Source organism: Pseudomonas abieticivorans (assembly GCF_023509015.1).
Taxonomy (GTDB): Bacteria; Pseudomonadota; Gammaproteobacteria; order Pseudomonadales; family Pseudomonadaceae; genus Aquipseudomonas; species Aquipseudomonas abieticivorans.
On sequence record NZ_CP094975.1, the window covers coordinates 5,765,033 to 5,791,538 of the forward strand.

Annotated in this window: 24 protein-coding genes; 17 read left to right on the top strand and 7 right to left on the bottom strand. The window is 59.0% G+C overall.

The genetic code is table 11. From position 1 onward, the window contains the following. Positions 1 to 84 precede the first annotated feature (84 nt). The 4 genes from L9B60_RS26200 (at position 85) to L9B60_RS26215 (ending at position 4,821) form a co-directional block, all read left to right on the top strand. Entirely contained in the window at positions 85 to 1,077 is a 993-nt protein-coding gene (locus L9B60_RS26200) for a helix-turn-helix domain-containing protein (RefSeq protein ID WP_249673876.1), read from the top strand. A 69-nt stretch (positions 1,078 to 1,146) separates the two neighbouring features. Beyond that, on the top strand, positions 1,147 to 2,076 hold the full coding sequence (locus L9B60_RS26205; protein WP_249673877.1) for a SphA family protein: 930 nt from the start codon (positions 1,147 to 1,149) through the stop codon (positions 2,074 to 2,076). Between the two features lie 9 nt (positions 2,077 to 2,085). Next, positions 2,086 to 3,315, top strand: a complete 1,230-nt coding sequence (locus tag L9B60_RS26210) for an MFS transporter (RefSeq protein WP_249673878.1) — start codon at positions 2,086 to 2,088, stop codon at positions 3,313 to 3,315. 39 nt (positions 3,316 to 3,354) lie between these two features. After that, the gene (locus L9B60_RS26215) at positions 3,355 to 4,821 is read left to right on the top strand and encodes an amidase (RefSeq protein ID WP_249673879.1); all 1,467 of its coding nucleotides are present in this window, start codon (positions 3,355 to 3,357) and stop codon (positions 4,819 to 4,821) included. Positions 4,822 to 5,009: 188 nt separating this feature from the next. Here L9B60_RS26215 and L9B60_RS26220 read toward each other — a convergent pair whose 3' ends face one another. The 3 genes from L9B60_RS26220 to L9B60_RS26230 all read right to left on the bottom strand — a co-directional run bounded on the left by L9B60_RS26220 (position 5,010) and on the right by L9B60_RS26230 (position 7,541). Then, the gene (locus L9B60_RS26220) at positions 5,010 to 5,483 is read right to left on the bottom strand and encodes a hypothetical protein (RefSeq protein ID WP_249673880.1); all 474 of its coding nucleotides are present in this window, start codon (positions 5,481 to 5,483) and stop codon (positions 5,010 to 5,012) included. A gap of 47 nt (positions 5,484 to 5,530) precedes the next feature. Next, a complete protein-coding gene (locus tag L9B60_RS26225) occupies positions 5,531 to 5,848 on the bottom strand; it encodes a DUF7673 family protein (RefSeq protein WP_249673881.1) in 318 nt (105 codons plus the stop codon). 70 nt (positions 5,849 to 5,918) lie between these two features. Next, positions 5,919 to 7,541, bottom strand: a complete 1,623-nt coding sequence (locus L9B60_RS26230) for a methyl-accepting chemotaxis protein (protein ID WP_249673882.1) — start codon at positions 7,539 to 7,541, stop codon at positions 5,919 to 5,921. 599 nt (positions 7,542 to 8,140) lie between these two features. Between L9B60_RS26230 and L9B60_RS26235 the strand changes: the two genes are divergently transcribed. Both L9B60_RS26235 and L9B60_RS26240 read left to right on the top strand, forming a co-directional pair. Continuing rightward, the gene (locus L9B60_RS26235; RefSeq protein ID WP_249673883.1) at positions 8,141 to 9,088 is read left to right on the top strand and encodes an AraC family transcriptional regulator; all 948 of its coding nucleotides are present in this window, start codon (positions 8,141 to 8,143) and stop codon (positions 9,086 to 9,088) included. Positions 9,089 to 9,183: 95 nt separating this feature from the next. Next, on the top strand, positions 9,184 to 9,837 hold the full coding sequence (locus L9B60_RS26240) for a hypothetical protein (RefSeq protein ID WP_249673884.1): 654 nt from the start codon (positions 9,184 to 9,186) through the stop codon (positions 9,835 to 9,837). Between the two features lie 56 nt (positions 9,838 to 9,893). On the opposite strand, the gene L9B60_RS26245 is transcribed toward L9B60_RS26240, so the two are convergent. Continuing rightward, on the bottom strand, positions 9,894 to 10,373 hold the full coding sequence (locus tag L9B60_RS26245) for a P-loop nucleotide/nucleoside kinase family protein (RefSeq protein WP_249673885.1): 480 nt from the start codon (positions 10,371 to 10,373) through the stop codon (positions 9,894 to 9,896). A gap of 133 nt (positions 10,374 to 10,506) precedes the next feature. Between L9B60_RS26245 and L9B60_RS26250 the strand changes: the two genes are divergently transcribed. After that, positions 10,507 to 11,331, top strand: coding sequence for an SDR family oxidoreductase (locus tag L9B60_RS26250; RefSeq protein WP_249673886.1), 825 nt, complete (start codon positions 10,507 to 10,509; stop codon positions 11,329 to 11,331). Here L9B60_RS26250 and L9B60_RS26255 read toward each other — a convergent pair. After that, positions 11,261 to 12,295: a DMT family transporter gene (locus L9B60_RS26255; RefSeq protein ID WP_249673887.1), complete on the bottom strand. Its 1,035-nt coding sequence runs from the start codon at positions 12,293 to 12,295 to the stop codon at positions 11,261 to 11,263. The two genes, L9B60_RS26250 and L9B60_RS26255, sit on opposite strands and share 71 nt — an antisense overlap. 92 nt (positions 12,296 to 12,387) lie before the next feature. On the opposite strand from L9B60_RS26255, the gene L9B60_RS26260 reads away from it, so the two are divergent. From L9B60_RS26260 to L9B60_RS26305, 10 genes are all read left to right on the top strand, one after another. After that, positions 12,388 to 13,308 carry a LysR substrate-binding domain-containing protein gene (locus L9B60_RS26260; RefSeq protein ID WP_249673888.1) on the top strand — a complete coding sequence of 307 codons (921 nt, stop codon included), beginning with the start codon at positions 12,388 to 12,390 and terminating at the stop codon, positions 13,306 to 13,308. Positions 13,309 to 13,767: 459 nt separating this feature from the next. Beyond that, positions 13,768 to 15,651, top strand: coding sequence for an FAD-binding monooxygenase (locus L9B60_RS26265; protein WP_249673889.1), 1,884 nt, complete (start codon positions 13,768 to 13,770; stop codon positions 15,649 to 15,651). Positions 15,652 to 15,664: 13 nt separating this feature from the next. After that, positions 15,665 to 16,198, top strand: coding sequence for a MarR family winged helix-turn-helix transcriptional regulator (locus tag L9B60_RS26270; protein WP_249673890.1), 534 nt, complete (start codon positions 15,665 to 15,667; stop codon positions 16,196 to 16,198). A gap of 42 nt (positions 16,199 to 16,240) precedes the next feature. Beyond that, on the top strand, positions 16,241 to 17,239 hold the full coding sequence (locus L9B60_RS26275) for a SphA family protein (RefSeq protein ID WP_438866158.1): 999 nt from the start codon (positions 16,241 to 16,243) through the stop codon (positions 17,237 to 17,239). 21 nt (positions 17,240 to 17,260) lie between these two features. Then, positions 17,261 to 18,436: an MFS transporter gene (locus L9B60_RS26280; RefSeq protein WP_249673892.1), complete on the top strand. Its 1,176-nt coding sequence runs from the start codon at positions 17,261 to 17,263 to the stop codon at positions 18,434 to 18,436. Positions 18,437 to 18,471: 35 nt separating this feature from the next. Next, on the top strand, positions 18,472 to 19,920 hold the full coding sequence (locus L9B60_RS26285; RefSeq protein ID WP_249673893.1) for a carotenoid oxygenase family protein: 1,449 nt from the start codon (positions 18,472 to 18,474) through the stop codon (positions 19,918 to 19,920). Between the two features lie 95 nt (positions 19,921 to 20,015). Beyond that, on the top strand, positions 20,016 to 21,497 hold the full coding sequence (locus tag L9B60_RS26290; protein ID WP_249673894.1) for an aldehyde dehydrogenase family protein: 1,482 nt from the start codon (positions 20,016 to 20,018) through the stop codon (positions 21,495 to 21,497). A 59-nt stretch (positions 21,498 to 21,556) separates the two neighbouring features. Then, complete coding sequence (locus tag L9B60_RS26295; protein WP_249673895.1) at positions 21,557 to 22,585, top strand: helix-turn-helix domain-containing protein; 1,029 nt, start codon at positions 21,557 to 21,559, stop codon at positions 22,583 to 22,585. A 95-nt stretch (positions 22,586 to 22,680) separates the two neighbouring features. After that, a complete protein-coding gene (locus L9B60_RS26300; RefSeq protein ID WP_249673896.1) occupies positions 22,681 to 23,199 on the top strand; it encodes a GNAT family N-acetyltransferase in 519 nt (172 codons plus the stop codon). A 199-nt stretch (positions 23,200 to 23,398) separates the two neighbouring features. Continuing rightward, the gene (locus L9B60_RS26305; protein WP_249673897.1) at positions 23,399 to 24,316 is read left to right on the top strand and encodes a LysR substrate-binding domain-containing protein; all 918 of its coding nucleotides are present in this window, start codon (positions 23,399 to 23,401) and stop codon (positions 24,314 to 24,316) included. Positions 24,317 to 24,323: 7 nt separating this feature from the next. On the opposite strand, the gene leuD is transcribed toward L9B60_RS26305, so the two are convergent. Together leuD and leuC are read right to left on the bottom strand one after the other, a co-directional pair. Further along, positions 24,324 to 24,932: a 3-isopropylmalate dehydratase small subunit gene (gene leuD, locus L9B60_RS26310; protein WP_249673898.1), complete on the bottom strand. Its 609-nt coding sequence runs from the start codon at positions 24,930 to 24,932 to the stop codon at positions 24,324 to 24,326. Between the two features lie 3 nt (positions 24,933 to 24,935). Next, complete coding sequence (gene leuC / locus L9B60_RS26315) at positions 24,936 to 26,357, bottom strand: 3-isopropylmalate dehydratase large subunit (RefSeq protein ID WP_249673899.1); 1,422 nt, start codon at positions 26,355 to 26,357, stop codon at positions 24,936 to 24,938. Between the last annotated feature and the right edge of the window lie 149 nt (positions 26,358 to 26,506).

The window sequence follows — 26,506 nt, forward strand, 5'->3', positions numbered from 1 at the left end:
AGTGAGCGTTCAGCGCTACCCAGGGAATGACGCTTGCATGACACAGGGGTATACACGCTCCCAAGGCTGATGAAGGGTAGGTCGATGAACAATTACAACGGGCTGATCGCGCAGGCTTCAGGGTCGGTAGTGGCGACGTTACCGATCCATCGCTTTTTCGCGAGTGACATTGATGAGCACGCGCAGAACATGGACGGTTGGCACGTTCGTTATGACCAACTGACGCCCGGGCGCTTTGAGGGGGAGCTGGTCGAGTTTCGCGCAGACTGGATGCGATTGGTCCGCGACCGCTCTAATCAGGCCATGACCAAAAGCGGGGCGGCCTGGAAAGGCGCTATTACGTTCAGCATACCGTTGAGTGCCCATGGCCCGGTGTTTTGCTCGGGGCATCCGATTCACGAGCCCAGCATGTTGGTGGCACACGGTGACAATCTTCCCGATTTGAGCACGCCGCGTCAGTTGGACTTGCTGGGCGTTGCGATTGACGAACAGGCGCTTGCGCATGTACTGGAGTGCCAGGGGAGTCACTTTCGAATTACCGATCTTCCCAAGTGTTACCGTTTGGGCGACTCAACGGTGCGAGCAGACCTTGCCCTTTTGTTTGAAGAGCTGACCAACGGTGATCAGGCGCGTGCAGTGCTGCTTGGCTATGATTCGATCCGCAGAGGCATCCGCGATGCCGTGATGCTGCATGTGCTTGACTTGGTCGCACCGGACCACGCGCCGCCACTGAGCCCTACGGCGCGTAAGCGGATGGTCGATCGAGCGCGTGAGTATGCGCTGTCTCATGTCGATGAGCCGTTGTCGATCCTTGACCTGTGCAATCACATCGGCGCCAGTCGCCGTAAACTTCAATACTGCTTCCAGGAAACCCTGGGCATTAATCCGGTGGCTTATCTGCGTGCATTGCGCCTCAATGCGGTGCGCCGTGAGTTGCGAACGGGCACTCAGTTGCAGGGGGTTCAGCAAGTCGCCGCCCGTTGGGGGTTCTGGCACTTGAGCCGGTTTTCCAGTGACTACCGCACCCTTTTCGGTGAATGCCCTTCGCAAACGTTACGCCGAGCCGAACTCTGCTGAAATCGGATAACGCGCACCACCTTGCGCTTCATAGGATGGCCCTACATCAACGGGATGGGAGGGCATTCGATGAACAAAACCAATTCAAGCATCAGGCAGTTGACGTTGATCACGTTGGGGCTGGCAGGCCTTTGCACCAGTGCCCATGGTACGGAGAACGATTCTCCGACCACCGCAGTCGGCGTTTATGATTTCGGTGCAGGGATTTCGCCCCCGGCAACACCCTTCGGCACGCTTGGCCTGCGAACCGCGTTCTACTCAGCCAATGTGCAGAAGGACCGGGAAGGTCACCCGGTCGATAACCATTTTTCCTTGGACGTGCTGTCCATCGGCGTCGCTTACATGCGGATGACGAATAACACGGTGCTGGGCGCCCAGTATGGGTTTGGCGTGATCGTACCGTTCTTCAAAATGGACGCTTCAGTCAAAGTACCCACGCCCGCAGGGCCGCTGAGCCTGGAAGCTGACCCATTCCGTTTGGCCGACGTGCAATTTCTGCCGTTGATCCTGCAATGGACCGTGTCGCCAAACCTGTTCATCAATACCCAATTTCAAATTCAAGCGCCTACCGGTGACTACGATAAGAATCGCTTGGTGTCGCCGGGCCTGAATCACTGGACCTTCTCGCCCATTCTCAACGCCACCTACATCAGTGACAGTGGCTTTGAGGTGTCTTCAAGTTTTGAAGCCGACATCAATACCCGCAACAACGCCACCGATTACAAAAACGGCATTGAGTACCGGCACGAGTTTGCCGTGGGCCAGCACGTAGGGCCATGGACCGTGGGCATGGGCGGCTATTACTACCGCCAGTTCACCGATGACCAGGCCCCAGGATTGGAAACGGGTAACCGTGCACGGGTGTTGGCGGCTGGCCCTGCGGTCAGTTACTTCAAGCCGGGGCTACCCCCTGTGTGGCTGCACGCCTACAAGGAGTTCGACGCACAAAACCGTGCGCAGGGCTACACCGTGGCGTTGCGTATTTCTCAAAGCTTTTAAGGGGGTGCCATGAATCAATCACACGCGGTTTCACCAGGGGCCTTGTCTTCGCCGCGTCAAGCCAGTGGGCGACGTGAAGGGCTGGTGCTGATGCTCGGCAGCAGCCTCACCATCATGGGATCGGTCATGGTTGCGCCCATCCTGCCCAAGCTTGGCGCCGAGTTTGGCCCCCTTAATCCTCAGGCGGATTTGCTGGTGCCATTGGCCGTTACCGGGCCGGCACTGGCCATTGCCTTGTGTGCCCCGTTGGCGGGTTGGTTGGCCGATCGGGTTGGCCGCAAGGCACTGCTGGTGATCGCAACCCTGCTGTATGCCCTGCTGGGGGCTGTGCCGGCAGTGCTTGATAGCCTGCCGGCCATCGTAGGCGTACGCCTGCTGTTTGGCTGCGCTGAAGCTGCGGTGATGACCTGTTGCGCCACGTTGATCGCAGACTATTGGCGGGGCGAGGAAAGGCTTCGCTACGTCAACCGCCAAGTGGTGACCATCGGCTTGGTCGGCGCGGTGTTTTTTGTGGTCGGCGGGGCGTTGGGTGAGCACTCCTGGCGGCTCCCGTTCTTGCTCTACCTGCTGCCGCTGCTGTTGGTGCCCGTGATGATGAAAGTGTTGTGGGAACCTGCGGCTGGCCAACCGCAGTTCGAGGAGCCCAGCGCGGGAAGTGTCGAGGTGTTGCCACTGATCCTGGGGTACATGCTGATCCTCAGCGGCATGGTGTTGAGTTTTATCGTGCCGATTCAGTCCCCCGTTCTGTTGGTTAGCCTGGGCGTCACGTCGAGTACGTTGATCGGGCTGTCGGCAGGGCTGAGCCTGCTGGCAACCTTGGGTGGGTCATTGATGTGGCCGCTGCTGCGCCGACGCATCGGAGTCGTCGGGTGTAACGCGCTGTTGCTGGCAACGCTGGGGCTTGGGTTGTGGTTGCTGATGCGCGCGCAAAGCTACGACCAGGTAGTGGTGGCGGTGCTTATTCACGGCCTGGGTGCCGGGCTTTTGGTACCCAATACCATGGCGCCCGTGATGAATGCACTGACTGCCAGAACCCGGGGGCGCGGGTTGGGTGGGTTCACTGCCTTTCTGTATTTCGGCCAATTCGTGAGCCCCTTGGTGGTAGCACTGATCGGTGCTTTTGCGGGTGACTTGCGCCATTCGATCCAGTGGTTGGCGGTCGCCAGCTTTGCCGCGGCGGTGGTTTGGGCGCTGGTCGGCGTGCGCGCGCGACGCAAAGCCATTGGCTGCGTTGTTTGATCAAGTGATCGGTAATTCAAAGGCACTAGGAGCATGGGTATGCAAGGCATCCAGAACTTGTTGGACACAGAAGACGCCGTAGGTCTGGCAGAGTGGGTAAAACGCGGGGAAGTACAGCCCAGCGAACTACTTGAAGCGGTCATCGAACGTCTTGAGTCCGTTGAGCCACACCTAAATGCGGTCGCCGAACGGCTTTATGAGTCGGCGCGTCAGGCAGCTCGGGAGCCCACGTGCAGGGAAGGTGTTTTCACTGGCGTACCGACGCTGATCAAAGATCTGTTCTCTGCGGTCAATGGGGCTGCAATGACCAATGGCTCGAAGTCGCTGGGAGGCTTTCGAGCCGATTTTGAATCTGAAATCGTGACCCGGCTGCGCGGCGCGGGGTGCCTGATTGTCGGGACTAGCACCTCGCCGGAGTTCGGTACTTCTTACTCCACCGAATCGAACCGCTTCGGCGCCACGCGCAACCCCTGGAACCTCGCTCACAGTGCCGGTGGTTCCAGCGGTGGGGCAGCGGCACTGGTCGCCGCACGCGTCGTACCGTTCGCCCATGGCAATGACGGTGGTGGGTCATTGCGGGTCCCAGCCTCCTGCTGTGGGGTGTTCGGGCTCAAGCCGAGCCGCGGGCTGTTGCCTTCGGGCCCGATGGTCGGAGAGGGGTGGGCGGGGATGGGTACGCCGCACGCTATCACCTTATCGGTGCGCGACAGTGCGGCGTTGCTTGATGCCACCGCAGGTATCGACCTGGGGGCACCCTACGCGGCCCCCATGCACGCGCAGCCTTATGTCACGGCGGTGCAACGTGATCCGCGGCCACTGCGTATTGGGCTGGTAGAGCAGTTGGGGGCTTGGCAAACCGCCCCTGAGAGCTTGGAAGCGGTGCGCCAGGCTGCCAGGTTGTGCGAGTCACTGGGGCATCGCGTTGAACCGGTCAGCTTGCCGGTGGTGCTGCCAGAGTTTCTCGATCAGGTCTTTACCATCATCGGTGCGAGCACCCGCCACTATATCGATGTACTGGGCCAGATGCGCGGGTTTGCGGTACAGCCTGAAGAACTGGAAGCCCGGACGCGGATTATCCTGCGTAGCAAGGGCGACGTCAGCGGGGCGCAATATGCGGGGGCGGTGGAGTGGATTCATGCCTTGGGTCGGCAGTTGGCGTTGTTCATGCAAAATTACGATTTGATCCTGACCCCGACCCTGACGCGCGAGCCCGCTCCCATTGGCGAACTGGATGTGCAAGACGACAGCATGGGGCTTGAGGAACTGATTGAGCGCTTCCACAGTTACTCGCCTTTCACTGCGCTGTTCAACGCCAGCGGTCAGCCGGCAATGTCGGTGCCCTTGTATTGGAGCGCTGGGCGGCTGCCGATGGGGGCACATTTCGCGGCGCGCTTTGGCGAGGAAAGTACGTTACTGGCACTCGCCGCGCAGCTAGAGCGCGCCCAGCCCTGGCGCGCTAAGGTGCCCCCAGTCAATGCTTCCCAGCGGCCACCTAATTGGCGGTGAACAGCTTTTGCTGGTAATCATTGAGTGTTTACGGCGCCTGCGGGCGCCATTTTTTGCTGATGGCGCGCAGGAACAAGCGGGGCGGCCACGCCATAAACTTCATTAAGCGAAGCTTTTGCTGGCGGACTGCACTGCGAACCCTGTTTTCAACGCAGCATGGCCGAACTGGGATACCGGTCGTACAGGGCTTAATGAACAAGTTCATTTATTGTTGGAAAGTTGTACATGCTGGTCAGCAGTTTTTGGTGCTGGGCTGTCGCTTCCAATAGTTCCCGAATACCGTGGATATCGGCTTTGATCTGGTTGATCTGAGCCAAACCGCTGGCGAGCTTGATACTGGATAAATTTAGCGATGTGGCCGTGTTGACTGCGCTTTCAAGTGTCGCGTTGACCTCGGCAATTTGATTGTTGCTGACTGAAAGCAGAATGCTAACCGCGCGCGTGAAATTGATGATCTGCAAGAGGGTATTATGGGCCGTGTTGCAGGCATCGGGAAAAGCATGAAGCGATTGGATATTTTTGTCGATTTGTTCGGTCGTTGCAACGATGAACTCTGTCAGTGCTCTGTTTGACCGGGTGTTCACCGAGAGCCGTTGTATGCAGTGGCTCATGCCATCTATCAGGGCTTGCAGCCTTGCCGTGTGAATGTCGAGTTCGTTCATGGGGTTCCTGCTCATACGTTCTGGCTGTATTCGAAAGTGTCAGTCTGTTAATTTGCCCAGCGCGCGCCGATGGCCTCGAAGACGAGTTCAAGCTCTAAGTCTTGAGGCGTGGCTCTGTTATCACTGATCCAGGCGAATAGTATCGCTGCAGCGTTGCGTGCTGATTCTTCCATTCCCCATAAATCTTGAATGCTGAAACCACCGTAAACAATGGGGTCGTGCCACGCCAATAGGAATGCAGCGACGGGTTCAGCATCTGACTCCCCTGTGGTTGCGGCACGTATCAAGATCCGGATCGCAGCGATGATTTTTTCGCCGACGATGGTTTTATGCACGGGAGTGGGTTTTGCTTCATACGGGATCATAAAAACTCCTCTTCGAGAAAGTACAAGTCAACAGGTCGAGCACTTCTCAAGATCTTGGATTGTCGGCGCGTCAAAGATTAAACTTGGTCACTAGACCATTCAGTCGTTGTGATAAGTTGGACAGCTCTACGCTCGACTCGCTGGTCTGCTGACCCCTTGCCGCTGATAGGCCTGATAGTTCTCGAATACGCAACAGGTTTTGATCCACTTCTCGCGCCACTTGAGCTTGCTGCTCAGAGGCACTTGCGATGATGATATTGCGTTCTTCAATGAGGTTGACAGCCACTTGAATTTGGCGAAGGGCGTCACCAGCACTTTCTGCTTGCAATTTGGTGTGGGTGGCTTGCTGATTACTGGCTTTCAACGCGCAGACAGTGTTCTGCGTGCCGGCTCGGATGTCGTCAATCATTGTTTCGATTTCACGCGTGGACTCGCTGGTTCGATGCGCGAGGCCACGGACCTCGTCGGCGACCACGGCGAAACCTCGACCTGCCTCTCCCGCCCGGGCAGCTTCGATCGCGGCGTTTAACGCCAGCAGATTCGTTTGTTCCGATACCGAACGGATGACCTCAAGGACCCGAGTGATGTCCTGGCTTCTGACGGCAAGTTGATTGGCTTCAGAGGATGCGCGATTGACCTCGTTCGAAAGCCCGTCAATCGAATTGATGGTCTTATCCAGCTCCGACTGGCCCGTTTTTGCCATTGCCGCAGACGCCTTTGACTCCAATGACGTCGACTCGGCGTTGCGTGCGACCTCATCGACGGCCTGACTCATCTCGGTCACTGCTGTCGCTGCCATTTCGATTTCCTGATTCTGATGCTGTATATCGTCGCTATTTTCCTGGGCAACCACGCGCATGGATTCTGCCGAGGCTGACAACAAGTCCGATGCATTGCGTACGTTCCAAAGGATCGATTGAAGATTGGAGCGCATGCGTTCCATCGACTGTAGGAGCTGCGCCGGCTCATCGTTGCCGGTGGTGTCGATGACTAGGGCCCGCAGATCGCCACCGGCGATCGCTTCGGACACCTCCAGTGCGGTAGAAAGGGGCACCGCTATGCTTCGAATCAATAGCCAGGCGGCCGCCCCGGTCAGCGCGATCAGGGCGATAAGGACAATAATCGTCACGGTCAGGGTCATGCTGTAAGCGCTGCTGGCTTCTTGGCTTGCGTGGGTCTGTGCAGCATCGTTGTTGGTTTCGATGTTTTTCAGGAACTCGGTCATTTTCGCCGCGATGGGGGTCATTGACGCCATTTTCTCCTTGGGCGTAAGCGCCTGCGTTGTAACGGTTGGTGCCATGTAGTTGCGCAAAGTTCGAATGTAAGCGAGATAGGTTTCATCGATGTCGCTAAGGATTGCTTTTTCAGCGTCTGAGTTGACAAGAGGCATGTACGCGGTGACGGCTTCATGGAACTTTCCTTCCCTGGCGAGTAGTTCGGTTTCCATCGACTGCCCATCGACGCTCGCGGAGCTCATGATTTTGACGGCGGTAATCCGCGTGTTCGCGAATGTAAGCGCAATATCATCACCCAACGCAATACCAGGAAGTGCGTCGTTTTCGATGATGAGGCTTTGGGCTCGGATGTGGTGAAGCTCGACCATGCTGAAAATGCCAAAAGCTATTATCAGTAAGATGATCGAGGTGAAGCATCCCACGGTTCTAGTGGTAATGGAAAAAGATCTCAATGACATTGGTGTGTTCCGGATTTAGAGTTTTATGTGCTGTGTTGGTGCGGTGGTGGCAGTCCATGGTTTGTTTCCTTGCGCCCTATGGCAATATTATTTTCTGGGTGCTTGCGTGCAGATAGGTATTCGCCCTTGTTGCGTTTTTTTGGGCGTGGTTCAGAGCAATAGTAGTGTTCTGTTTTTACCGCGGGCAGGGTCTGATGGCGGAAGGCCTTTATGGGTTGGCAGGCAGAATAGATGCAGGCGATTACATTTACATTTCATCACAATCGCTCGTTTATTTAGAGTTTCCGTGCATGAAAATTTCAATGTCCGGACATACAAAGCACGCTAATAAATTGGCCTTGCTGATAGGGCGCAAGTGGCGGGCAAACCCACTTCGGATCAGGCCTTGCCCCCGATTTTACTGGGCTGCACCCGTGGTCGCGCGCCGTGAAGCGACTGTTTGATCCGGGGGCGTTGCGCTTTTTCAGCACAGCCTGCAGCTTGGCAGGGGCTTGGCATAACGTCGGGTATTTGGCATGCTGAAACGATATCGCAACTCTTGAGAACTCGTTATGCCCACGCTCGCTGCCTCTTGTGCTCAAGTGATCTTGCGCTTATCCATGAACGTGCAAGCCCCTTCGGCGGCGCTCAGCAAGTTGCACTCCACGATGGCGAAAGTTGTAGAGTCCGGCCAAGGTGTAGATATACTCGAAGCCTCTGGATATGTGCGGCTTCTCGCATCAGAAACTGGAGATCTGAATGTAGGCTTGCGGTCTTACGCCATGTTCAGGCCAAGCCAACTCAACTCGCAGCTCTACGCGATCATGTCCAGCGCCACCTTGGGTGAAGCGATTAAAACGGCAGCGCACTACTCGGTGTTATTGTCCGACGGGGCACCGATTTCGATAAGTGAGGGCGCTGAGGCAGTGACGGTAAATTTTCTTCGTATCGAATCGCTTGGGGTGAGCAGGCAATACATCGACTGCTGCCTTTCGACGTTTGTCGGGTTAACGCACTGGCTGCTCCCGTGGGAGAAGCCCATACCGGCGGCTGTTTATTTTTCCTATGATGAGCCTGAAGAACGCGCCCAGTTGGAGTCGGTATTTGGCCCGAATCTCGTATTTTCTAGTGAATCAAATAAGATCGTATTCAGGCGCATCGATTGTCTATGCCCGTTGGGCACGGCAAATGAAGCGCTGAAGTTGTACCATCTTAACCACTCGAACCAAGAGCTCTCGAGGCGCAAGTTAAAAATCTCGCCGGTCGTCCAGAACCACATTTTTGTGGGGTTGGCCTCCGGTAGTGAGGTGTCCCTTGTGACCGCATCGCGGGAACTCAACCTTGGGCTCCGTACCTTGCAAAATAGACTGGACGACGAGGCGACGGGCTTCCGAGACCTGCTGGATGATTGCCGACGTCAATTGGCAAGTCAGTTACTGCGCAACGGCGACACCACGATCACTGCGATCGCCGAGCAGCTGCAGTTTCGTAACGCCAGTAGTTTTCACAAGGCCTGTAATCGATGGTTCGGCTGCCCCCCTGGTATTCACCGACTTGTCACTCGCTGAGTTTTTTTTCATCAAGCATGCTGTCAAGCCTGGGGCATCTGGGCCGATACGCTCGTTCGAGCAGCCTTCAAAAACCCATCAGTAAGGATAACCACGTGGGCGTTTCGCAAGCGGCAATTGCATTCCGTACCCAACGCCAAGACTTCGATGTGCCGCAGGTGGTCGCCCGTCTCTTCAACAAGCGTGCAGAAGTCCTCGCACAGCGCCCCCCACGCTTCGATACTCGTCAGCCCAATGATGTGGTGGTGGAGCAATATGGCGATATTTGGGTGATCAGCAGCGGCGCCCTGACCATGCCGATATTGGAGAACCCGCACTACCTGGCGAGCGAGTTGCATGAAACGCTTGGCTCGCCGGCCCTCATTATCCCGTTTTGCCAATACGATTCGGGAGGTACCTACGGCTATGCCTTTATCGAGAATGGGGTGCTGACGCGTTCGCGACTGCATCTGTTCGACAGCCCGGTGCAGCAGTTCGGGCCCTTGAAACCGTTCGAAGAGCGCTGGGAGTCCGCGCAATTTTACTTTGAGGAAGATGATTGCCCCGAAGAGCAGTGGCAAAAAATCTACTACCTGGGCGACCGTGAGCAGCAAGTGCCGGAACTGGGCCTGACCAGCCGCTTGAGTTATGAAGCGTTGAACGAATACCTGGGCATTTGCCCGTGGGAGTGCAGCCTCAAGCCCACGACCTGGTATTTGCGCCTTCATGAGCAGCCGTTGCCGCGCAAACCTTGGTGGAAACGTTGGTAGGCAACAGCCCGCCAGGTGGGCGCCAGGGTTTACCCTGAAGGCTTTTGAAGCAAGGCCTACAGCCGGTAGACCACAACATCAAGCCCCTCATCGGCCTGCGGAGCTTGAAAGTAACTCGTGATCAAATCGAATTCGGCCTCGGTTGCCGCGAAGTCATGCTCGCCACGCAGGTTTCGCGCATGCAACCGGCCACGGCAGGTGTCATCGTCGATCTGGAGGTAGTGCAGGCGGTGGGGCACCTTGGCGGCTTGCGCCAAGCCACTCAGCCACTGGCGATCAGCCGGGGTATTGGCGGGAAAGTCCAGTACTACGTTGTTACCCGCGGCCAGTAGGTCGATGACTAACGGGCCCAGCACCTCGCGAATTCGATGGGCAAACCGAACGTAGTCTCCGACGGATTTGATCTGGTCCGGGTACAGCCTCGCCAGCCAGTAATCCTCGCTCAGCAACAGCGCAGAATGCTCGCCCGCCAATGACGTTGCCCGGGTCGATTTCCCGGAGGCGATTTTGCCGCACATGAGGTGCAGGGTGGGCATGTGACAGGTTCCTTGTGTCAGCAGGTAATGGAAAACAGAATACTCAAGGCGCACTGCATCAGGTATTTTTTGAAACAGGGCATATCTGTTTTTTTAGTCTTTGCATCGGCTTCACCTGGAGGGCATCACGATTATGGACAATAAAAAACTCACGGCCAAGGTCGCCTTGGTGACAGGGGCGGCGCAAGGCATTGGCGCCGCGATTGCACGACGCTTCGTGCAAGAAGGCTGCTTTGTGTACGTCACCGATATCAACGACGCGCTCGGCACCGCGCTGGCAGGCTCACTGGGTGAGCACGCCGGTTATCTGCGCCTGGATGTGCGCAGCGAGGGCGATTGGCAGTGCGTGACGCAGCAGGTTCTGGCGTTGCGCGGGCGTTTGGATGTCGTGGTGAACAACGCCGGCATCACCGGTTTTGAGCAAGGCGCCGTGCCGCACGATCCGGAGCATGCGCGCCTGGAGGACTGGCACGCGGTGCATCGCACCAACCTGGATGGTGTTTTCCTGGGCTGCAAGTACGCCATCCGCGCCATGCGCCAAACAGGCACGGGCTCAATCATCAACATCTCGTCTCGCTCCGGCCTGGTCGGTATCCCCGGCGCCGCAGCGTATGCGTCGTCCAAGGCGGCGGTGCGCAATCACACCAAGACGGTGGCGCTCTACTGCGCCGAACAAGGGCTGAAAGTACGCTGTAACTCGATTCACCCGGCCGCCATCCTCACGCCCATGTGGGAACCCATGCTGGGTACCGATGCCGGCCGTGACGAGCGGATGGCCGCCCTGGTCCAAGACACGCCGCTCAGGCGCTTTGGCATGCCCGAGGAGGTCGCGGCCGTGGCCCTGTTGCTTGCCTGCGAAGAGGCAACCTACGTGACCGGCAGTGAATTCAACATTGACGGCGGCCTGTTGGCGGGGGCGGCGGCGACGCCTGCGGTGGTGGATGATAGCGCCGTGTAGGCTCACGCTTGGCTTGCCCCTCTGGCGATGACGTCACAATGGCGCGAACGGCCATGACCACACCCAACAGCACCGCAGCCATGCCAGCCGCTTCCAACGGCGTTGGCAGGCGACGTTGAAACAACAAGCCGAACAACGTCGCAAACAGCGACTCAAGGGCGATGAGCTGGCCGGAAAGCACCATGGGCAGGCGCTCAGACGCTGCATTCCATGCCCAGGCTGCGACGCATGAGCACATCACCCCAATCAGCAGCCCCCAGGCGTACAGGTGCCCCGCAGCGCGCACACTAAAACCCAGGGTTGCAAGCTTGATAAGGTCAAGCCCAAGCAGAACAGGGATAAGGCACACGGCGCCCATGCCGGCACCTGTGATCATCAGGCCAGTCCATACCCCTGACGCATTGTCAGGCAGTGTCTTCAAGGCCCGCTGGTTCAACACGCTGAATACTAGCCACAAGCCCACCGCGCTGACTGAAAGCACCAGCGCCACCGGCCATGACCGTTGGTTCACGGCAGGTGCGTGGAGGCTACTGATGTTCGAGAGCACCAGCCCGAGCGTCAACAACATCAGCGGTATCGTCAACCTGCGCCACGCAACCGTGTGGCTCAGGGTGTTGCTCAACAGCGCCAACAAGACCGGCACCATGCCGATAAACGCTGGCGTCAGCACCGGCCCCCCGAACATCACACCTGCAGCTATGCAGGCGCTGTAACCGAGGTATCCGACCAACCCCAGGCTCGCGCCAAGCAGCTGCTGATGGCCACTTAAGGACCTGAGCTGGACGCGACCGATCACCAGGATGCCTGCACCCAGCGCGCCTGCGACCAGGAACCGGATCACCATCAAGTCATAAATGCTGTAGGCGCCTGTGACATAGGGGGCGATAAAATTCAGGGCCCAGCTCAGCGTAGCAATCACGGCCAGGGCAAGCCCTGCGACACGGTTTGAGTTGATCATGGCCATCAGGCTCGTTCGCAGTTGAGTTGGCCTATGTTGCACAGCGCCCGCGATATGCTACAAACGAGTTCTCGGTCCGGAATGCATAACCTCTGATTATGAATACACTAGGGAAGTCATTGCCCCCGCTGGCCAGCTTGCTGCCCTTCGAAGCAGCGGCTCGGCTGCAAAGCTTTTCAAAGGCTGCCGACGAATTGCACATCACTCAAGCAGCCATCAGTCGGCAGATTCGTGGGCTTGAAGAAGACCTGGGCGTTAAGCTTTTTTGTCGCCGTAACCGTGCGGTCTTCCTGACGCCGGAGGGGCGCAATCTAGGGCTTGTGATCAGTGCGGCATTGCAGAGCATCAGTGCCAGCGCCAGCAAGCTGCGTGAAACGCCGCGTACACATCGCCTGGTTTTACTCTGTCAGTTGTGCGAAGCGTTCTATTGGCTAATGCCGCGCCTTTCGACGTTCCATCAGCTACATCCACAGATCGAGATCCAGGTTGCGACGTCTACCAGACCGTTGGCCGAACTCAACGACCCTTTCGACGTGGCGTTGCAAAGCACCGGCCGCCCCAGCGGCTCGCACCGCCTGGCATTGACCGCCAGTGATGAGGTATTTCCGGTGTGCAGCCCTGATTACCTGCGCGTGCGAAAGCCCATCGGGATCGGCCAACTGCGTTCCCACATGCTGTTACATCACCGGGGCACACCCCCGCACGCGATGGAATGGGACACCTGGCTGCAAGTCTTTGGCGAGAATCTAGACAGTTACCCCCGGGTAACCCTGTTCGATAGTTACCCCTTGATGCTCCAGGCGGCTGTTGAAGGGCATGGCATCGCGCTGGGTTGGCACCGAACGGCACAGCGCCTTATCGAAACCAAGGCGCTGATTAGGCCTTGCGCAGAAAGCGTACCCTTGCCGGAGGCGATATCGGTGTTCAGGCAGCACCGGGGAGACGATCGTGCGTCAGTGCGCGCATTGATTGACTGGCTTGCGCACGAATTGGGGGCGACTTTGCTCCCACAGGCTTGAAGCTTTACCCGGTAACCGCCCCGCAATAGCCAAAGATGCCTTGCCCTGAGAGGGGTAAGCGCGGCGTTGTATAAGAATTCCTGATCAGGTACGGCACGTGTCGAGCCTGCCCGCGATAGTTTCTTATTGATAAGGCGAAGTGCCCCATTTTGTAGGAGCGGATTTATCCGCGAACAGGTCAGCGCGGTACTTCAGGCGCATGACGGGGAATGCTTTGCGCATAAATCCGCTTGTCGATGCGCCTGGGTTAATAGCCTTCCTGGCTGCAGCCCAAGGCTGCGAAGCGGCCCCTGCAGGCGTGGTGCATTCGATGTCGTCGGCGCCGCTCCCGTTCCCCCGAATTGCTTGCCTGGCAAACGCTGCGCCAAGCGGTAGCAGAGTGGGGGCTTGAAATAGTTTGTATACTGAGCATATTGTAATGGGCATCGCATTTCATCAAAAACAACAAGGACACTGCCCATGCAATTTCACCTCAACGGCTTTCAAGCGGGGGACCCAGAGCTTCACCCTGCAGGCCAAACCCAACTCCCGATACAGCCAGATGCAGTGGATGTATTAATCGTGGGCAGTGGCCCGGCCGGTCTGGTTTTGGCCGCGCAACTGGCGTGCTTCCCGAACATCCTCACGCGGGTGGTCGAACGCCGTGGCGGGCGGCTGCAATTGGGCCAGGCCGACGGGATCGCTTGCCGCACCGTCGAAATGTTCAACGCCTTTGGGCTGGCGGAAAAACTGCTGCGCGAAGCCTATTGGGTCAATGAAACCGCGTTTTGGCGACCCCAGGCAGACGCTCGCCAAGGCATTCATCGCACGGGGCGTGTGCAAGACACCGAGGAGGGCTTGTCGGAGTTCCCCCATGTCATCGTTAACCAGGCCCGCATCCAGGACTACCTGCTCGACAGCATGCTCAAATCACCGCAGCGCTTGGCGCCTGATTACAACCTGGAACTGACCGACGTTGCCCGTGACAGCCATCCCACGCACCCTGTGCTGGCGACGCTCACCCACGCCGACGGCGGGCAGGCGGTGCAGGTGCGTGCGCGCTACCTGGTGGGCTGTGACGGCGCGCGCAGCAAGGTGCGCGCTGCCATCGGCCAGCAACTGCGGGGGGACGCGGCCAACCACGCCTGGGGCGTGATGGACGTGTTGGCGGTGACGGATTTCCCGGACATCCGCCTCAAGGTGGCCATCCAGTCCGCTTCGGCGGGCAACATGATCATCATTCCAAGGGAGGGCGGGCACCTGGTTCGCATGTACGTCGACTTGGGGGAGGTGACTGAGCACAACCGCACGGCCATCAAGGCGACCCGCCCCGAGCAACTGATCGCCGCCGCGCAACGGATTTTGCACCCCTATGCGCTGGACGTGAAAAGCATCGCCTGGTGCTCGGTGTATGAGGTTGGCCAGCGCCTGACTGATCGCTTTGATGATGCGGTGGATGGCGCAGGGGCGGCGCGCGAACCTCGGGTATTCATCGCCGGCGACGCATGCCATACCCACAGTGCCAAGGCCGGGCAGGGGATGAATGTTTCGATGCAGGACGCCTTCAACCTGGGCTGGAAGCTGGCGGCCGTGCTGCAAGGCCGCAGCCCGTCGAGCCTTCTGGCCAGCTATTCGCAAGAACGTCAGCCGGTGGCGCAAACGCTGATTGGCTTCGACAAGGAGTGGTCGGCGATGATGGGCGCGCGGCCCAAAGACCCCTTGAACCCGGCTGCCGGTGGGGTGGATCCGGCCGAGTTGCAGGCCTACTTCGTAAAGGCAGGGCGCTACACCGCTGGGGTTGCCACCCATTACCCGCCAGGGCCACTGACGGGGCAGGGCACCTGGCAGGGCCTTGCCCGTGGGCTGGTCATTGGTACACGCTTACATTCCGCACCGGTCATCCGCCTGGCTGACGGGCGCCCGATGCACCTTGGGCACGCCGCCACCGCTGATGGCCGCTGGCGGTTATATGCGTTTGCCGATGCGTCGGGCCAGGCACTGAACGCTTTGTGCCACTACCTGGAACACGATCCGGCCTCGCCGGTGCGCAGGTTCACCGCCCCCGGCGCAGACCTGGACAGCGTGCTCGATGTGCGCGCCGTGTACCAGCAACCGCACCGTGAGCTCAAGGTTGAGCAGTTACCGGGGTTGTTGTTGCCCCGCAAGGGCTGCTTCGGCCTGATCGACTACGAGAAAGCCTTTGCCGTTGACCCCGCGTCCAGCATTTACCAGCAGCGCGGCATCGATGCCCAGCAAGGCGTGATGGTGCTGGTGCGGCCAGACCAGTACATTGCCCACGTTCTGCCACTGGACGGATACCGTGAGCTGGAGGCATTCTTGCAGCCGGTTTTTATTGCGCAATAGAAGGCTCCCCATCGTGTCGGTCGACGCCCACCCCAGGATTCTCGTGCATACCGGTAGCCTGATACGCCGGGCACAACAACGTCACGTGGCCATTTGGCTTAAGGAAGTGTCCACCGACGTGACCAGCGTGCAGTACGCCGTGCTGTTCGTGCTGGAGCAACGCCCCGGCGTCAGCCAGCGCGAGTTGGGTGATGAACTCGACCTGGACCGCTCCACCATCGCCGAGTTGGCCGCACGCATGGTCCGCAACGGCATGCTGGAGCGGGTGGCCGACCCGCACGACAAGCGGCGCAATGCACTGTACCTGACGGAGCAGGGGCGGGCCCAACTGCAGGTGTTGAAGCCACGCGTGGACAGCGTCGAGCAGGTGTTGACGCAACACTTGAGCGGCGATGAGCGCGATGCCTTGCGTGCGCTGCCTCGAGCAGTTGCTGATCGAACCCCAATAGCCACCCCCCCCCACCGTCAGCGCGCCCCCGCGTTGTCGCGTTCAGTCAAGCCTGTCTCGCTGGTGAAAGACCCCGCCCCTTGGACTGCATACAGTTGAAGGGCATCGGGGCTGCGCGCTCCATCGCTCATAATTCAAACAATAGAGCTCACCATGAAAAGACCATTTGCCCACACGTGCATTGCGCTGGCGTTGCTCGGCGTTTCAACGAGTTCTGTGTATGCGGTGACACCCTCGGTCAATGAGCCGGCCGGTATCAACCTGGGGGGCACCAGCTTCTACGATGGGTTTGCCGGGCCGCCAGGCCTGAGCCATCTGATGTACCTCAAGTACGATTCGGCGCAGTCGTTTCTAGGGGCCAAAGGCCGCCAGAACCCTGCGCTCGACGACCCGAAACTCTCGGTCACCACGCTTCTGAACCAGTTCAGCTATTACTCGCCGCAGAGCATTGGCATGGGCGCGCACCTGGGCTGGAGCCTGATTGTGCCCATCGTCTCGCTGGACGGGAATTTTGGGCCTGCCGGCGCCCAACTCAAAGACAATGGCACGGGCCTAGGCGATGTCGTCGCCGGGCCTCAGCTTCAATTCGACCCGGTGGTCGACGCGCACGGCCGACCGGTGTACGTCCAACGCTTCGCCATGGACGTGATCGTACCAACCGGCAAATACGACGAACACAAAGACTTCAACCCCGGCTCGCACTTCTACTCCATCAACCCCTACTGGGCCGCTACGTTGATGCCCGCGCCCCGCTGGGAAGTCAGTTGGCGCCTCCACTACCTCTACAACTTTCGAAACGACAAACCAGCCAGTAGTGCACCACTCGACTACCGGGGCCTGGCGGTGGATGACACCCAGGCGGGACAGGCGGCGTGGGCCAACTTCACGGCCTCGTATGAGGTGTTACCCAAAGTTTCGGTAGGGCTGAACGGCTACTACTTCAAACAGATCTCCGATGACCAAATCAACGGTCACCGCTTGGAGGACTCGCGCGAGCGCGTACTGGGACTCGGCCCGGGGTTGTTTTGGAAGATCAGCGACGGGCAAGGGTTCTGGTTCAACGTGTACCACGAGTCCGCCGTGGAAAATCGCGCCAAAAACGAGTTCTCCGTGCAAGTGCGTTTCGCGCACGCCCTTTGAAGTACCTGAGGTATCGCAGCCATGCCAACACTTGAACATGTGGATAGCCGGCGTACGTTGTTTTCGCTGTGCCTGATGATGGTGGTTTCACTGGGCACGTTGCAGGTTCAGCCGATGCTGGGAGGGGCCTTCGTCGATCAGTTGGGCCTCTCGTTGAACCAGGTCGGGCCCATTTTTGCCGCCGAATTGATTGCCATGGCGATCGCCTGTGGCGCGAGCGCTTTGTTGATGCCGCGTATTAATCGACAGCGCTATGCCCTGGTTGCGATGGGGCTGGTGATCATCAGCACGATCGCCAGCAGCTATGCCGCAACCTTCGGGCAACTGGTGGTGCTGCGCTTGTTCGCAGGCCTGGGCGGTGGCGCAGTCATGGCGGTGGTGTATGCCAGTGCGGCGCTCAGGTCATCGAAGGACAGCACGTTTGCCGTCATCAACATCGCCAACCTGCTATGGGGCGTGATCCTGGTGTCCAGCATGCCTTTGATTCTGGGCCATGGCGGGGTTGCTTCGTGCTTCTGGCTGCTGGGGGCCGCCAGCGCCGTTGCCGCGTACGGTGTTCGCCAAGTGCCGCCGCGGTACGTCGGGGTCATGCAGGGTGAGCAGCAACTCGCTACCCCGCTGGGCCTGACCTCAATGCTGCTGATTGGCCTGTTCGCGTTACTGTTTTTCGGGCATTCGGCGTTGTGGGTGTACCAGGAGCGCATTGGCAAAAGCATCGGCTTGGCGACCGAGCAGATCGGCGCAATCCTGGGCGCCAGCGTGTTGGCCGGTGCCGTCGGGGCTGGCCTGGCAGGGCTGATCAAGCGCCGGTTCGGGCTATTGCTGCCGCAACTGCTTGGCTTTGGTACCGCGCTCATTGCCACGCTGATGATGGTGTATGGCACCAGTGCGTTGGCGTTCGCCATCACTGCGGGGCTGATTCATCTGGTCTGGTTTTTTTGCCTGCCATACCTGCTGTCGATGGCGGCGGAACTCGACCCCAGTGGTCGTTTGGCGGGGCTTGGTAATGCGGCGATTTTCGTCGGCCAGGGCCTGGGGCCGTTCGCGGCAGCGATGGTGGTGGGCCAAGGGGATTTTCGCGCGGTGGGCTGGCTGGCCGCGGGTGCCTACGTGATCGCGCTGATCACGGCGATCACCGTGGTGGCCTCTTTCAAACGTGGGATTGAGCACAGGGCTGCCATGGCCCTGAGCGTCTGAACACATCCAGAAAAAATAATGAATAGAGGTGCCTGATGACACGCCCATTTCCGCAACTCCCCGAGTTCGCTGGATCGTTGTATAGCCCCAGTCGCGTCGAGGCTGACGTTTTTGATCTGGTGGTGGAGGGCACGTTGCCCGCGGCGATCAGCGGTGCGTTCTACCAAGTTTCTCCCGACCCTCAATATCCACCCATGCTGGGGCACGATATTTTCTTCAATGGGGACGGAATGGTCAGCGCGTTCTTTTTTGAGAACGGCACCGTTTCGTTACGTCGTCGCTACGTGAAAACGGCCCGGTTGATGGCGCAACGGCGCGAAGGGCGATCGCTCAATGGTCTTTACCGCAACGTTCACACCAACGACCCCAAGGCGGCTGCCAACAACACCACGGCCAATACCACCGTGCTCAAGCACAACGGTGTATTGCTGGCCATGAAAGAAGATGCATTGCCCTACGCACTTCACCCGCAAACTCTTGAGACCCTGGGCGTGCATGACTTTGACGGGCAAATTAAATCGCACACCTTCACGGCGCACCCCAAGATTGATCCCGCCACGGGCAACTTGCTGGCGTTCAGTTATGAAGCCAAGGGCGATGGCACGCCCGACCTGGCTTACTTCGAGATCTCTGCAACAGGCCAGTTGCTGCACGAAATATGGTTCCAGGCACCTTACGCTGCCATGGTCCACGACTTTGCGGTCACCGAACACCACGTGATCTTCCCCCTGATACCGTTGACCGTCGATGTTGAGCGTATGAAGCGCGCAGGCCCGCACTTTGAATGGCAGCCCGACCTGCCTCAACTGTTCGCCGTGGTGCCCCGGCGTGGCGCAAGCGATGAGGTGCGCTGGTTCAAAGGCCCGGCCAATGGTTTCCAGGGCCATACGCTCAATGCCTTTGAGGCGCACGGGCTGATTCACGTCGACATGCCCGTTACCTGCGGCAACATTTTCTATTTTTTCCCTCAGGCGGACGGGTTTGTCCCATCACCGGAAACGTTGAGCTCGCAGATGATGCGCTGGACGTTCGACCTGAGCGCGGCGAGCAACACGGTAGAGCCCTGCGCGTTGAGTGAATGGCCCTGTGAGTTCCCCCGCTGCGATGACCGTTACATCGGGCGCCCGTATGAGCATGGGTTTGTGATCGCCTTCGATCCGCAAAGGCCCTACAACCCGGCCAACGGGCCGATGCCTTTTCAGTTCTTCAATGTGCTGGCCCGGCTGAATGTCCGTACTGGGCACAGTGAAGGTTGGTTTGCCGGTGACAGCGAGTGTTTCCAGGAACCCATTTTCGTGCCCCGTTGCGCCGATGCCCCGGAAGGCGATGGTTACGTGATTGCGTTGCTGAACCACATCGGCGACTGCACCACCGAACTGGTGGTGCTCGATAGCCAACACATGCCCGACGGCCCCGTCGCGCGCATCAAGCTGCCGCTGCGCATCCGCATGTCGCTGCATGGCTGCTGGGCCCCGGCCGATTAATCAGGCCGTTCAATCGAGCAACAACACCGTGTGCCGCCTGTATTGCACAGGCCGGCGTGCAGCCCCTTGGGTTCCCCCTTTTAGCTGAGGTCAAGATGAATGCACCACAACCGGTTTCGTCCTACGCACTAAGTGGCGATCAATACATCAATGGTCGCTGGCAGGCAGGCAGGTCCAGCCGCAGGCTGGATGACCGAGATCCGTACACCGGGCAACCGCTGCTCGAAATGGCCATGGCCAGCGTTGCCGATGTCGACCAGGCGTACCGTGCGGCAGAGCAGGCCCAGGTGCAATGGGCCACGTGCCCGGCGACGCAGAAAACAGCGTTGCTGAACCGGCTGGCAACGATCATCGAGCGCAGAAGCGAAGAGATCACCGCCTGGCTCATCCGCGAATCGGGCAGCACGCGAATCAAAGCCGGCTTTGAGTGTGCCAACACGGCCAACCTAACCCGTGAATGCGCGGCCATGCCGTTTCAAGTCGAGGGGCGCATCCTCACTAGCCATAAGCCTGGCGAGCAGAGTTTTGTGTTTCGTGAGCCGTTGGGCGTTGTCGGGGTGATCAGCCCGTGGAATTTCCCGCTCTACCTGAGCATGCGTTCGGTGGTGCCTGCCATCGCCCTGGGCAATACCGTGGTGCTCAAGCCTGCCAGCGACACGGCCGTCACGGGCGGGTTGCTCATCGCCCATTTGTTTGAAGAGGCAGGTTTCCCTGCCGGCGTTCTGAATGTGGTGGTGGGTGCTGGTTCCGAAATCGGTGATGCCTTTGTCGAGCACCCCGTGCCGCGCTTCATTTCTTTCACAGGTTCCACTGAAGTCGGGCGCAGCGTTGGGCGAGCTGCCACGGGCGGGGCGTTCATCAAGCGCGTGGCGTTGGAGCTGGGCGGTAACAGCCCCCTGGTCGTGCTGGACGATGCCGACGTCGAGCAGGCGGCGCACGCGGCCGTGGTGGGGCGGTTCCTGCATCAAGGGCAGATTTGCATGAGCGTCAATCGCATCATTGTCGACCGCAGCGTTTATGCGCGTTTTGCTGAATTGGTGGCCGAGCGGGTCGGCAACCTGAAAGTCGGCGACCCCAATGACCCAGACACGGTGATTGGCCCTGTAATCAACGAACAGCAGTTGCGGGGGTTGCTGGGCAAAGTCGAGCGCGCCACTGCGGCCGGGTTGCAACAGATTGCCGGTGGGCCGGCTGCGGGTTTGTTGCTCCCCCCGCATGTCTTTGGCCAGGTGCCGCCCTCCCACGAACTGGCCGCCGAGGAGACCTTTGGTCCGATCCTGCCCTTGGTGGTTGCCCAAGATGAACGGCATGCACTGGAGCTGGCCAATGCGGGAGACTACGGGCTATCAAGCGCCGTGTTTACCCAAGACATGGCGCGCGGGCTCGGTTTTGCCAGGCAGATCGTGGCCGGCATGACCCACATTAACGACATCACCGTCGACGACCAGCCCAACGCCCCGTTTGGAGGCGAGAAAAACTCGGGCCTGGGGCGGTTCAACGGGCACTACGCGCTGGATGAGTTCACCCGCGCGCATTGGGTCACCTGGCGTGCAGGAAGGCAGCAGTACCCGTTTTAACAGTGGTAGGCTGAGGGCAGGAAGCCGTCAGCTTCCCTACAAGAAGAGAGGAGGGTGTCATGGGGACATTGGCCTGCGTGAGTACCGATCAGTTCGCACTGACGGATCGGTTGATGAAATGGCAAGAGCTCATGAGTGTGCATGTGGGCAAAACACCGGAAAAGCTCCGCCGCCTGGAGTCCACCCGTTTCCAGTCATTGGAAGGCGCGCCGTTTGCCGGGCGTTTGGAATACGGCGAACTTGGCGACATGCATTTCTGCCGAATGGTCAGCACCCCCCATCGATTTACCCGCAGCCTCAGCGCCACGGCCAGCCAACACGATGCACCTTGGCTATTGATTCTGCAGATGCGTGGCATCAGCCATTTCAGCCAGGGCAACCGCTCCCACAGCGTGTGCGCAGACGAACTGATGTTGATCGACAGCGGCAAGCCGTTCGAGGTCACCAGCCCCAACGGCTGTGAATACCTGATGCTGCTGTGCGAGGGGTTGATCGGCGACGCCGCGTTGCCGTCGCAACTGCACCTGAACAATCGCGAAGGCCTGGGCAAAATGTTGCACCACCTGATCACCGACGCGTATGGCCAATATCCCTTGCTTAACGCCCGCTCCGCTCATTGTGTGGGGCAAAGCATTACGGCGCTGGTTGCAAACCTGTTGGAAAACCGAGCGGCGGCACCGAAGCTGGAACACGATTTTCGCTACTTTAAAAAGCACCGCATCAAAGGCTTCATCGAGGACCGCCTGGCTGACACAGACCTGACCATCGACCGCATCGCCGCGGCGCAAGGGTGCTCAACGCGCACACTGCACCGTCTGTTCGAAGAAGACCTGAGGTGTAGCCTGAGCGAGTACATCTGGCACAGGCGGCTGACGCGGTGCGCCGAAGACCTTCGCAACCCCGACCTGAGTCATCGGTCCATCACCGAGGTGGCGTTGTCTTGGGGTTTTGTCAGCAGCTCCCATTTCAGCCGGGCATTCAAGGTTGCGTTCGGCCTGACACCAAGGTTGTTCCGCGAAACGAGTGACGCTGCGTTGAGCAGCTTCGTTAACCCGGGTGTCCAAAGGGCAGCAGTGGATCGTTTTTGATCCCGTCGGCAAACTGCGCATCAGGTGCACGAACTGCGCCACGTGCTACGCCTGCCAGGTAGCGAAAAACTCACTCATATCACCAAAGGCGACACATGCCTGCGATTATCCGCCTTGCTGTACCGCAGGATGCACAACGCCTGCCCGCCATTGAAGCCTCCGCGGCTCAAGCATTTCGCATGATTGAGGCGTTGAGCTGGCTGGCTGAGTCGCCTCCGATGTCCGTTGAGCGTCATCGCCAACTCATTGCGCTGTCGACCTGCTGGGTCGCCCTTGATGCCGAAAATCGACCGCAAGGATTTCTCAGCGCTGAGCGCGACTGTAGTGACCTTCACATCCATGAATTATCAGTGATGCAATCGATGCAAGGACAAGGCATAGGGCGGCGTCTGATTGAGGCAGCGAAGGATTATGCCCGCTCAAACAGACTCAGTTTCGTGACGCTGACGACATTCAAGCATGTGCCATGGAATGCACCCTTTTATGCCCGCGTAGGCTTTCAGGCCAAAGCCGCCATAGACCTGGATCAGAGGCTGGCGGCGATATTGAGCGAGGAGTGCAAGCACGGATTCGCTCCGGGAAGTCGGTGTGCCATGGCATGGCCAGTGACTTAAATACCATCCTTTCAGGCCTCTGCGCTGCTGGGAATACACATTCCGACGCTGTCCAGCGGTACGTAGCGCATGCCCAGGCCGATCATCACAGCCGATGAAAACGGGCAGCTCAATGACCCCGTTTGCATAAGCGCAGATCGAACGTGGCTTGATGTTATCCTTGCAGAAATAGACGATAAATTGTCAGGCCCTGACCATTATGAACACGAAGCGTGAGCAATCGTTGCTGCCGGATGACCTCCGGGTATTTCTGACGGTTATCCGTAAAAACGGCTTCAATCACGCGGCTGAGGCGCTTGGGTATTCGCCAGCCTACGTCAGCAAGCGCGTCTCGATCCTGGAAGCCACCCTCGGCGCAAGGCTTTTGCATCGCACCACTCGAAAAGTCGCCCTGACCGACGAGGGTGAGCGTGTGCGTATCTGGGCCGCGCGCTTTCTAGGGGACATGGATGACTTCATCAGCGAACTTACCGACTCGCGGCAGCAGTTGCGTGGCAGCCTGCACATGTGCAGCAGTTTCGGCTTCGGGCGTAATCACGTGGCGCCGGCCATCACCACCCTGTCACAGCGGTATCCGAAGTTGGAAATACGCCTCGATGTGTTTGACCGGGTGGTGGATATCGTCAACGAGGGCTTTGATCTGGAAATTCGCGTGGGCGATGATTTGCCGAACCAGTTGCTGGGCAAGAAGCTGGTGAGCAACCGCCGGGTGCTGTGCGCGACGCCTGATTACCTGGAGCGCCGGGGCACGCCGCAAACGCTTGATGAGCTGGCGGCACACGACTGCCTGGTGCTCAAGGAGCGCAACAATGCATTCGGTGTGTGGAACCTGACGCGTGGCGACCAGCAGGAGACCGTGCGGGTCAGCGGGCCGTTGTCTTCGAACAATGGCGAGATCGTGCTGAGATGGGCATTGAGCGGTTCGGGAATCATTTTGCGGTCACTCTGGGACGTTAAACCTCTGCTGGAGAGTGGGCAGCTAGTGCAAGTGCTGACCGACTACAGCCAAAGCGCCAACGTTTGGGCGGTATACCCTACGCGGGTGAGTCAGTCAGCAAAGCTGAGAGTCTGTATCGAGTTCTTCGAACAGCACTTTCGCGAGTTGTCCCTGGGCTGATACCTGCTCAGGCGAGCCAGGGGTTGCGTGCCAGGTGTTGGCGCTCGAAATCGCGAATCTGCGAAGACTTCTGCAAGGTGCTGCCAATGGCGTCCAGGCCCAGCAGCAGCGACGCTTTGCGCAGCTCATCGATCGTGAACGCAAGGGTCGAACCGTCGCTCAGCTGGATGGTTTGTTGGGGCAGATCAACGCTGATAGTCGTTGCCGCTGGGTCACTCACGGCCTCGCCCAGGCGCTGCAATTGGCTCTGGTCAAGCTCAATGGCCAGTACGCCGTTGCGCTGGCAGTTGTCGTAGAAGATCCCGGCAAAGCGGGTGCCGATCAATGCGCGGATACCTAATTGCTTGAGCCCCCACACGGCATGTTCACGGCTTGAACCACAGCCGAAGTTGGGGCCGACGACGAGGAAGCTGGCGCCGTTCCAGGCTGGCTGATTGAGCACGAACGCCGGGTTCAATTCACCGGACTTCAAAAAACGCAGATCGAAGAACACGCCCTTGTCCAACCCGCTGCGGTCAATGCCCTTGAGAAATTGCTTGGGCATGATGACGTCAGTGTCGACATTGGAGGCCAGGATAGGCGCGGCTTTGCCCGTGACGATTTCAAAAGGTTGCATGGCTCAAGCCTCCTCGGCGAACGAGCGGACATCGGTCAAATGACCCCGAATCGCGGCCGCAGCCACCATGGCAGGGCTCATAAGATGGGTTCGGGCCCCGGCGCCCTGGCGACCTTCAAAATTACGGTTGGTGCTGGAGGCGCAGCGATCACCTGGGGCCAGAACGTCATCATTCATGGCCAGGCACATGGAGCACCCCGATTGACGCCATTCAAAGCCTGCGTCCAGGAATATCTTGGCCAGGCCTTCTTCTTCAGCTTGATCACGTACCAAGGTTGAGCCCGGCACAATCATGGCACGCACCGTAGGCGCGACTTTCCTGCCTTCCACCACGCGCGCGACATCGCGCAGGTCCTCGATTCTTGCGTTGGTGCAGGAACCGATGAACGCATGGCTGATAGTGACCTGGTCCAGGCGGGCACCAGGCTCCAGCCCCATGTAGTTCAGCGCGCGCTGGATGCCTTGACGCAGTATGGGGTCGGCCTGGTCATGGGGGTCAGGTACGGTGCCCCCGACAGGTAAGGCCTGGTCGGGGCTGGTGCCCCAGGTCACCATGGGTTCGAGCGCGCTAACGTCGACCGCCACCTCTGCATCGAAGCGTGCGCCTTGGTCGGTATACAGTTCACGCCAGGTGTTCTGGGCCGCGTCCCATTGCTCGCCTTTCGGCGCGCGGGGCTTGGATTTGAGGTAGGCATAGACCTTGTCGTCCGCAGCCATGAACGCGCCGCGTGCGCCAGCCTCCACGGCCATGTTGCAAATGGTCATGCGCGCTTCGACACTCAGGGCCGTGATAGCGGGCCCGGTGAACTCGATTGCGTAGCCCGTTGCGCCTGAAGCGCCGATCTTTTTAATCAGCACCATGATGATGTCTTTGGAGGTAATGCCCACTCGCAGCTCGCCGGTCACGGTGACGCGCATTGTTTTCAGGCGCTTGTAGACCAGCGTCTGGGTGGCCAGCAGGTGTTCGATTTCTGATGTGCCGATACCAAAGCCAAAAGCGCCCAGTGCCCCGTAGGTCGTGGTATGGCTGTCGCCGGCAGCAACGACCATGCCCGGAAGAATGAAGCCTTGCTCGGGGGCCACCACGTGCTCGATGCCCTGGCGCTTATCCAGTACATCGAACAGTTCAATGCCAAATTCGCGGCAGTTGTGTTCAAAAAATGAGACCTGCAGGGCACCGCCGGCATCCGCCATGGCAGCACTGCGAGTGGGCGCGGTAGGGTTGACGTGGTCGACCACAGCCAGCGTCGCCGAAGGCCGCCAGACGCTGCGCTTGGCTTCGCGCAGCCCACTGAAGGCCTGTGGGCTGGTGTATTCGTTCGCCACTTGACGATCGATATACAGCAACACGTGGCCCTGATCATCGAGTGTGCAGACGGTGTGGCTGTCTATGTGCTTCTGGTAAAGGGTGCGCGGGCGGGTCATGGCGGTTCGCTCTTTTTGTCGTGCGAGATCATGGTGAAGATGAATGCAGAGTATTCCGATTTAAAACTGCATCAATGGCTTCAAAGTGATCGTGCAGAACACGTATCGTGATCAATACGTTTTGAGTGGCCAGTGCCATGGATAACGGT

What these genes read in the sequence shown, in the direction of transcription:
- L9B60_RS26305 (WP_249673897.1), top strand. Translation starts at nt 23,399, where the DNA reads ATGAACACGAAGCGTGAGCAATCGTTGCTGCCGGATGACCTCCGGGTA.
- L9B60_RS26300 (WP_249673896.1), top strand. Translation starts at nt 22,681, where the DNA reads ATGCCTGCGATTATCCGCCTTGCTGTACCGCAGGATGCACAACGCCTG.
- L9B60_RS26225 (WP_249673881.1), bottom strand. Translation starts at nt 5,848, where the DNA reads ATGATCCCGTATGAAGCAAAACCCACTCCCGTGCATAAAACCATCGTC.
- L9B60_RS26220 (WP_249673880.1), bottom strand. Translation starts at nt 5,483, where the DNA reads ATGAACGAACTCGACATTCACACGGCAAGGCTGCAAGCCCTGATAGAT.
- L9B60_RS26255 (WP_249673887.1), bottom strand. Translation starts at nt 12,295, where the DNA reads ATGGCCATGATCAACTCAAACCGTGTCGCAGGGCTTGCCCTGGCCGTG.
- L9B60_RS26200 (WP_249673876.1), top strand. Translation starts at nt 85, where the DNA reads ATGAACAATTACAACGGGCTGATCGCGCAGGCTTCAGGGTCGGTAGTG.
- L9B60_RS26215 (WP_249673879.1), top strand. Translation starts at nt 3,355, where the DNA reads ATGCAAGGCATCCAGAACTTGTTGGACACAGAAGACGCCGTAGGTCTG.
- leuC (WP_249673899.1), bottom strand. Translation starts at nt 26,357, where the DNA reads ATGACCCGCCCGCGCACCCTTTACCAGAAGCACATAGACAGCCACACC.
- L9B60_RS26230 (WP_249673882.1), bottom strand. Translation starts at nt 7,541, where the DNA reads ATGTCATTGAGATCTTTTTCCATTACCACTAGAACCGTGGGATGCTTC.
- L9B60_RS26245 (WP_249673885.1), bottom strand. Translation starts at nt 10,373, where the DNA reads ATGCCCACCCTGCACCTCATGTGCGGCAAAATCGCCTCCGGGAAATCG.
- L9B60_RS26205 (WP_249673877.1), top strand. Translation starts at nt 1,147, where the DNA reads ATGAACAAAACCAATTCAAGCATCAGGCAGTTGACGTTGATCACGTTG.
- L9B60_RS26290 (WP_249673894.1), top strand. Translation starts at nt 20,016, where the DNA reads ATGAATGCACCACAACCGGTTTCGTCCTACGCACTAAGTGGCGATCAA.
- L9B60_RS26260 (WP_249673888.1), top strand. Translation starts at nt 12,388, where the DNA reads ATGAATACACTAGGGAAGTCATTGCCCCCGCTGGCCAGCTTGCTGCCC.
- L9B60_RS26235 (WP_249673883.1), top strand. Translation starts at nt 8,141, where the DNA reads ATGAACGTGCAAGCCCCTTCGGCGGCGCTCAGCAAGTTGCACTCCACG.
- L9B60_RS26280 (WP_249673892.1), top strand. Translation starts at nt 17,261, where the DNA reads ATGCCAACACTTGAACATGTGGATAGCCGGCGTACGTTGTTTTCGCTG.
- L9B60_RS26250 (WP_249673886.1), top strand. Translation starts at nt 10,507, where the DNA reads ATGGACAATAAAAAACTCACGGCCAAGGTCGCCTTGGTGACAGGGGCG.
- L9B60_RS26285 (WP_249673893.1), top strand. Translation starts at nt 18,472, where the DNA reads ATGACACGCCCATTTCCGCAACTCCCCGAGTTCGCTGGATCGTTGTAT.
- L9B60_RS26265 (WP_249673889.1), top strand. Translation starts at nt 13,768, where the DNA reads ATGCAATTTCACCTCAACGGCTTTCAAGCGGGGGACCCAGAGCTTCAC.
- L9B60_RS26210 (WP_249673878.1), top strand. Translation starts at nt 2,086, where the DNA reads ATGAATCAATCACACGCGGTTTCACCAGGGGCCTTGTCTTCGCCGCGT.
- leuD (WP_249673898.1), bottom strand. Translation starts at nt 24,932, where the DNA reads ATGCAACCTTTTGAAATCGTCACGGGCAAAGCCGCGCCTATCCTGGCC.
- L9B60_RS26295 (WP_249673895.1), top strand. Translation starts at nt 21,557, where the DNA reads ATGGGGACATTGGCCTGCGTGAGTACCGATCAGTTCGCACTGACGGAT.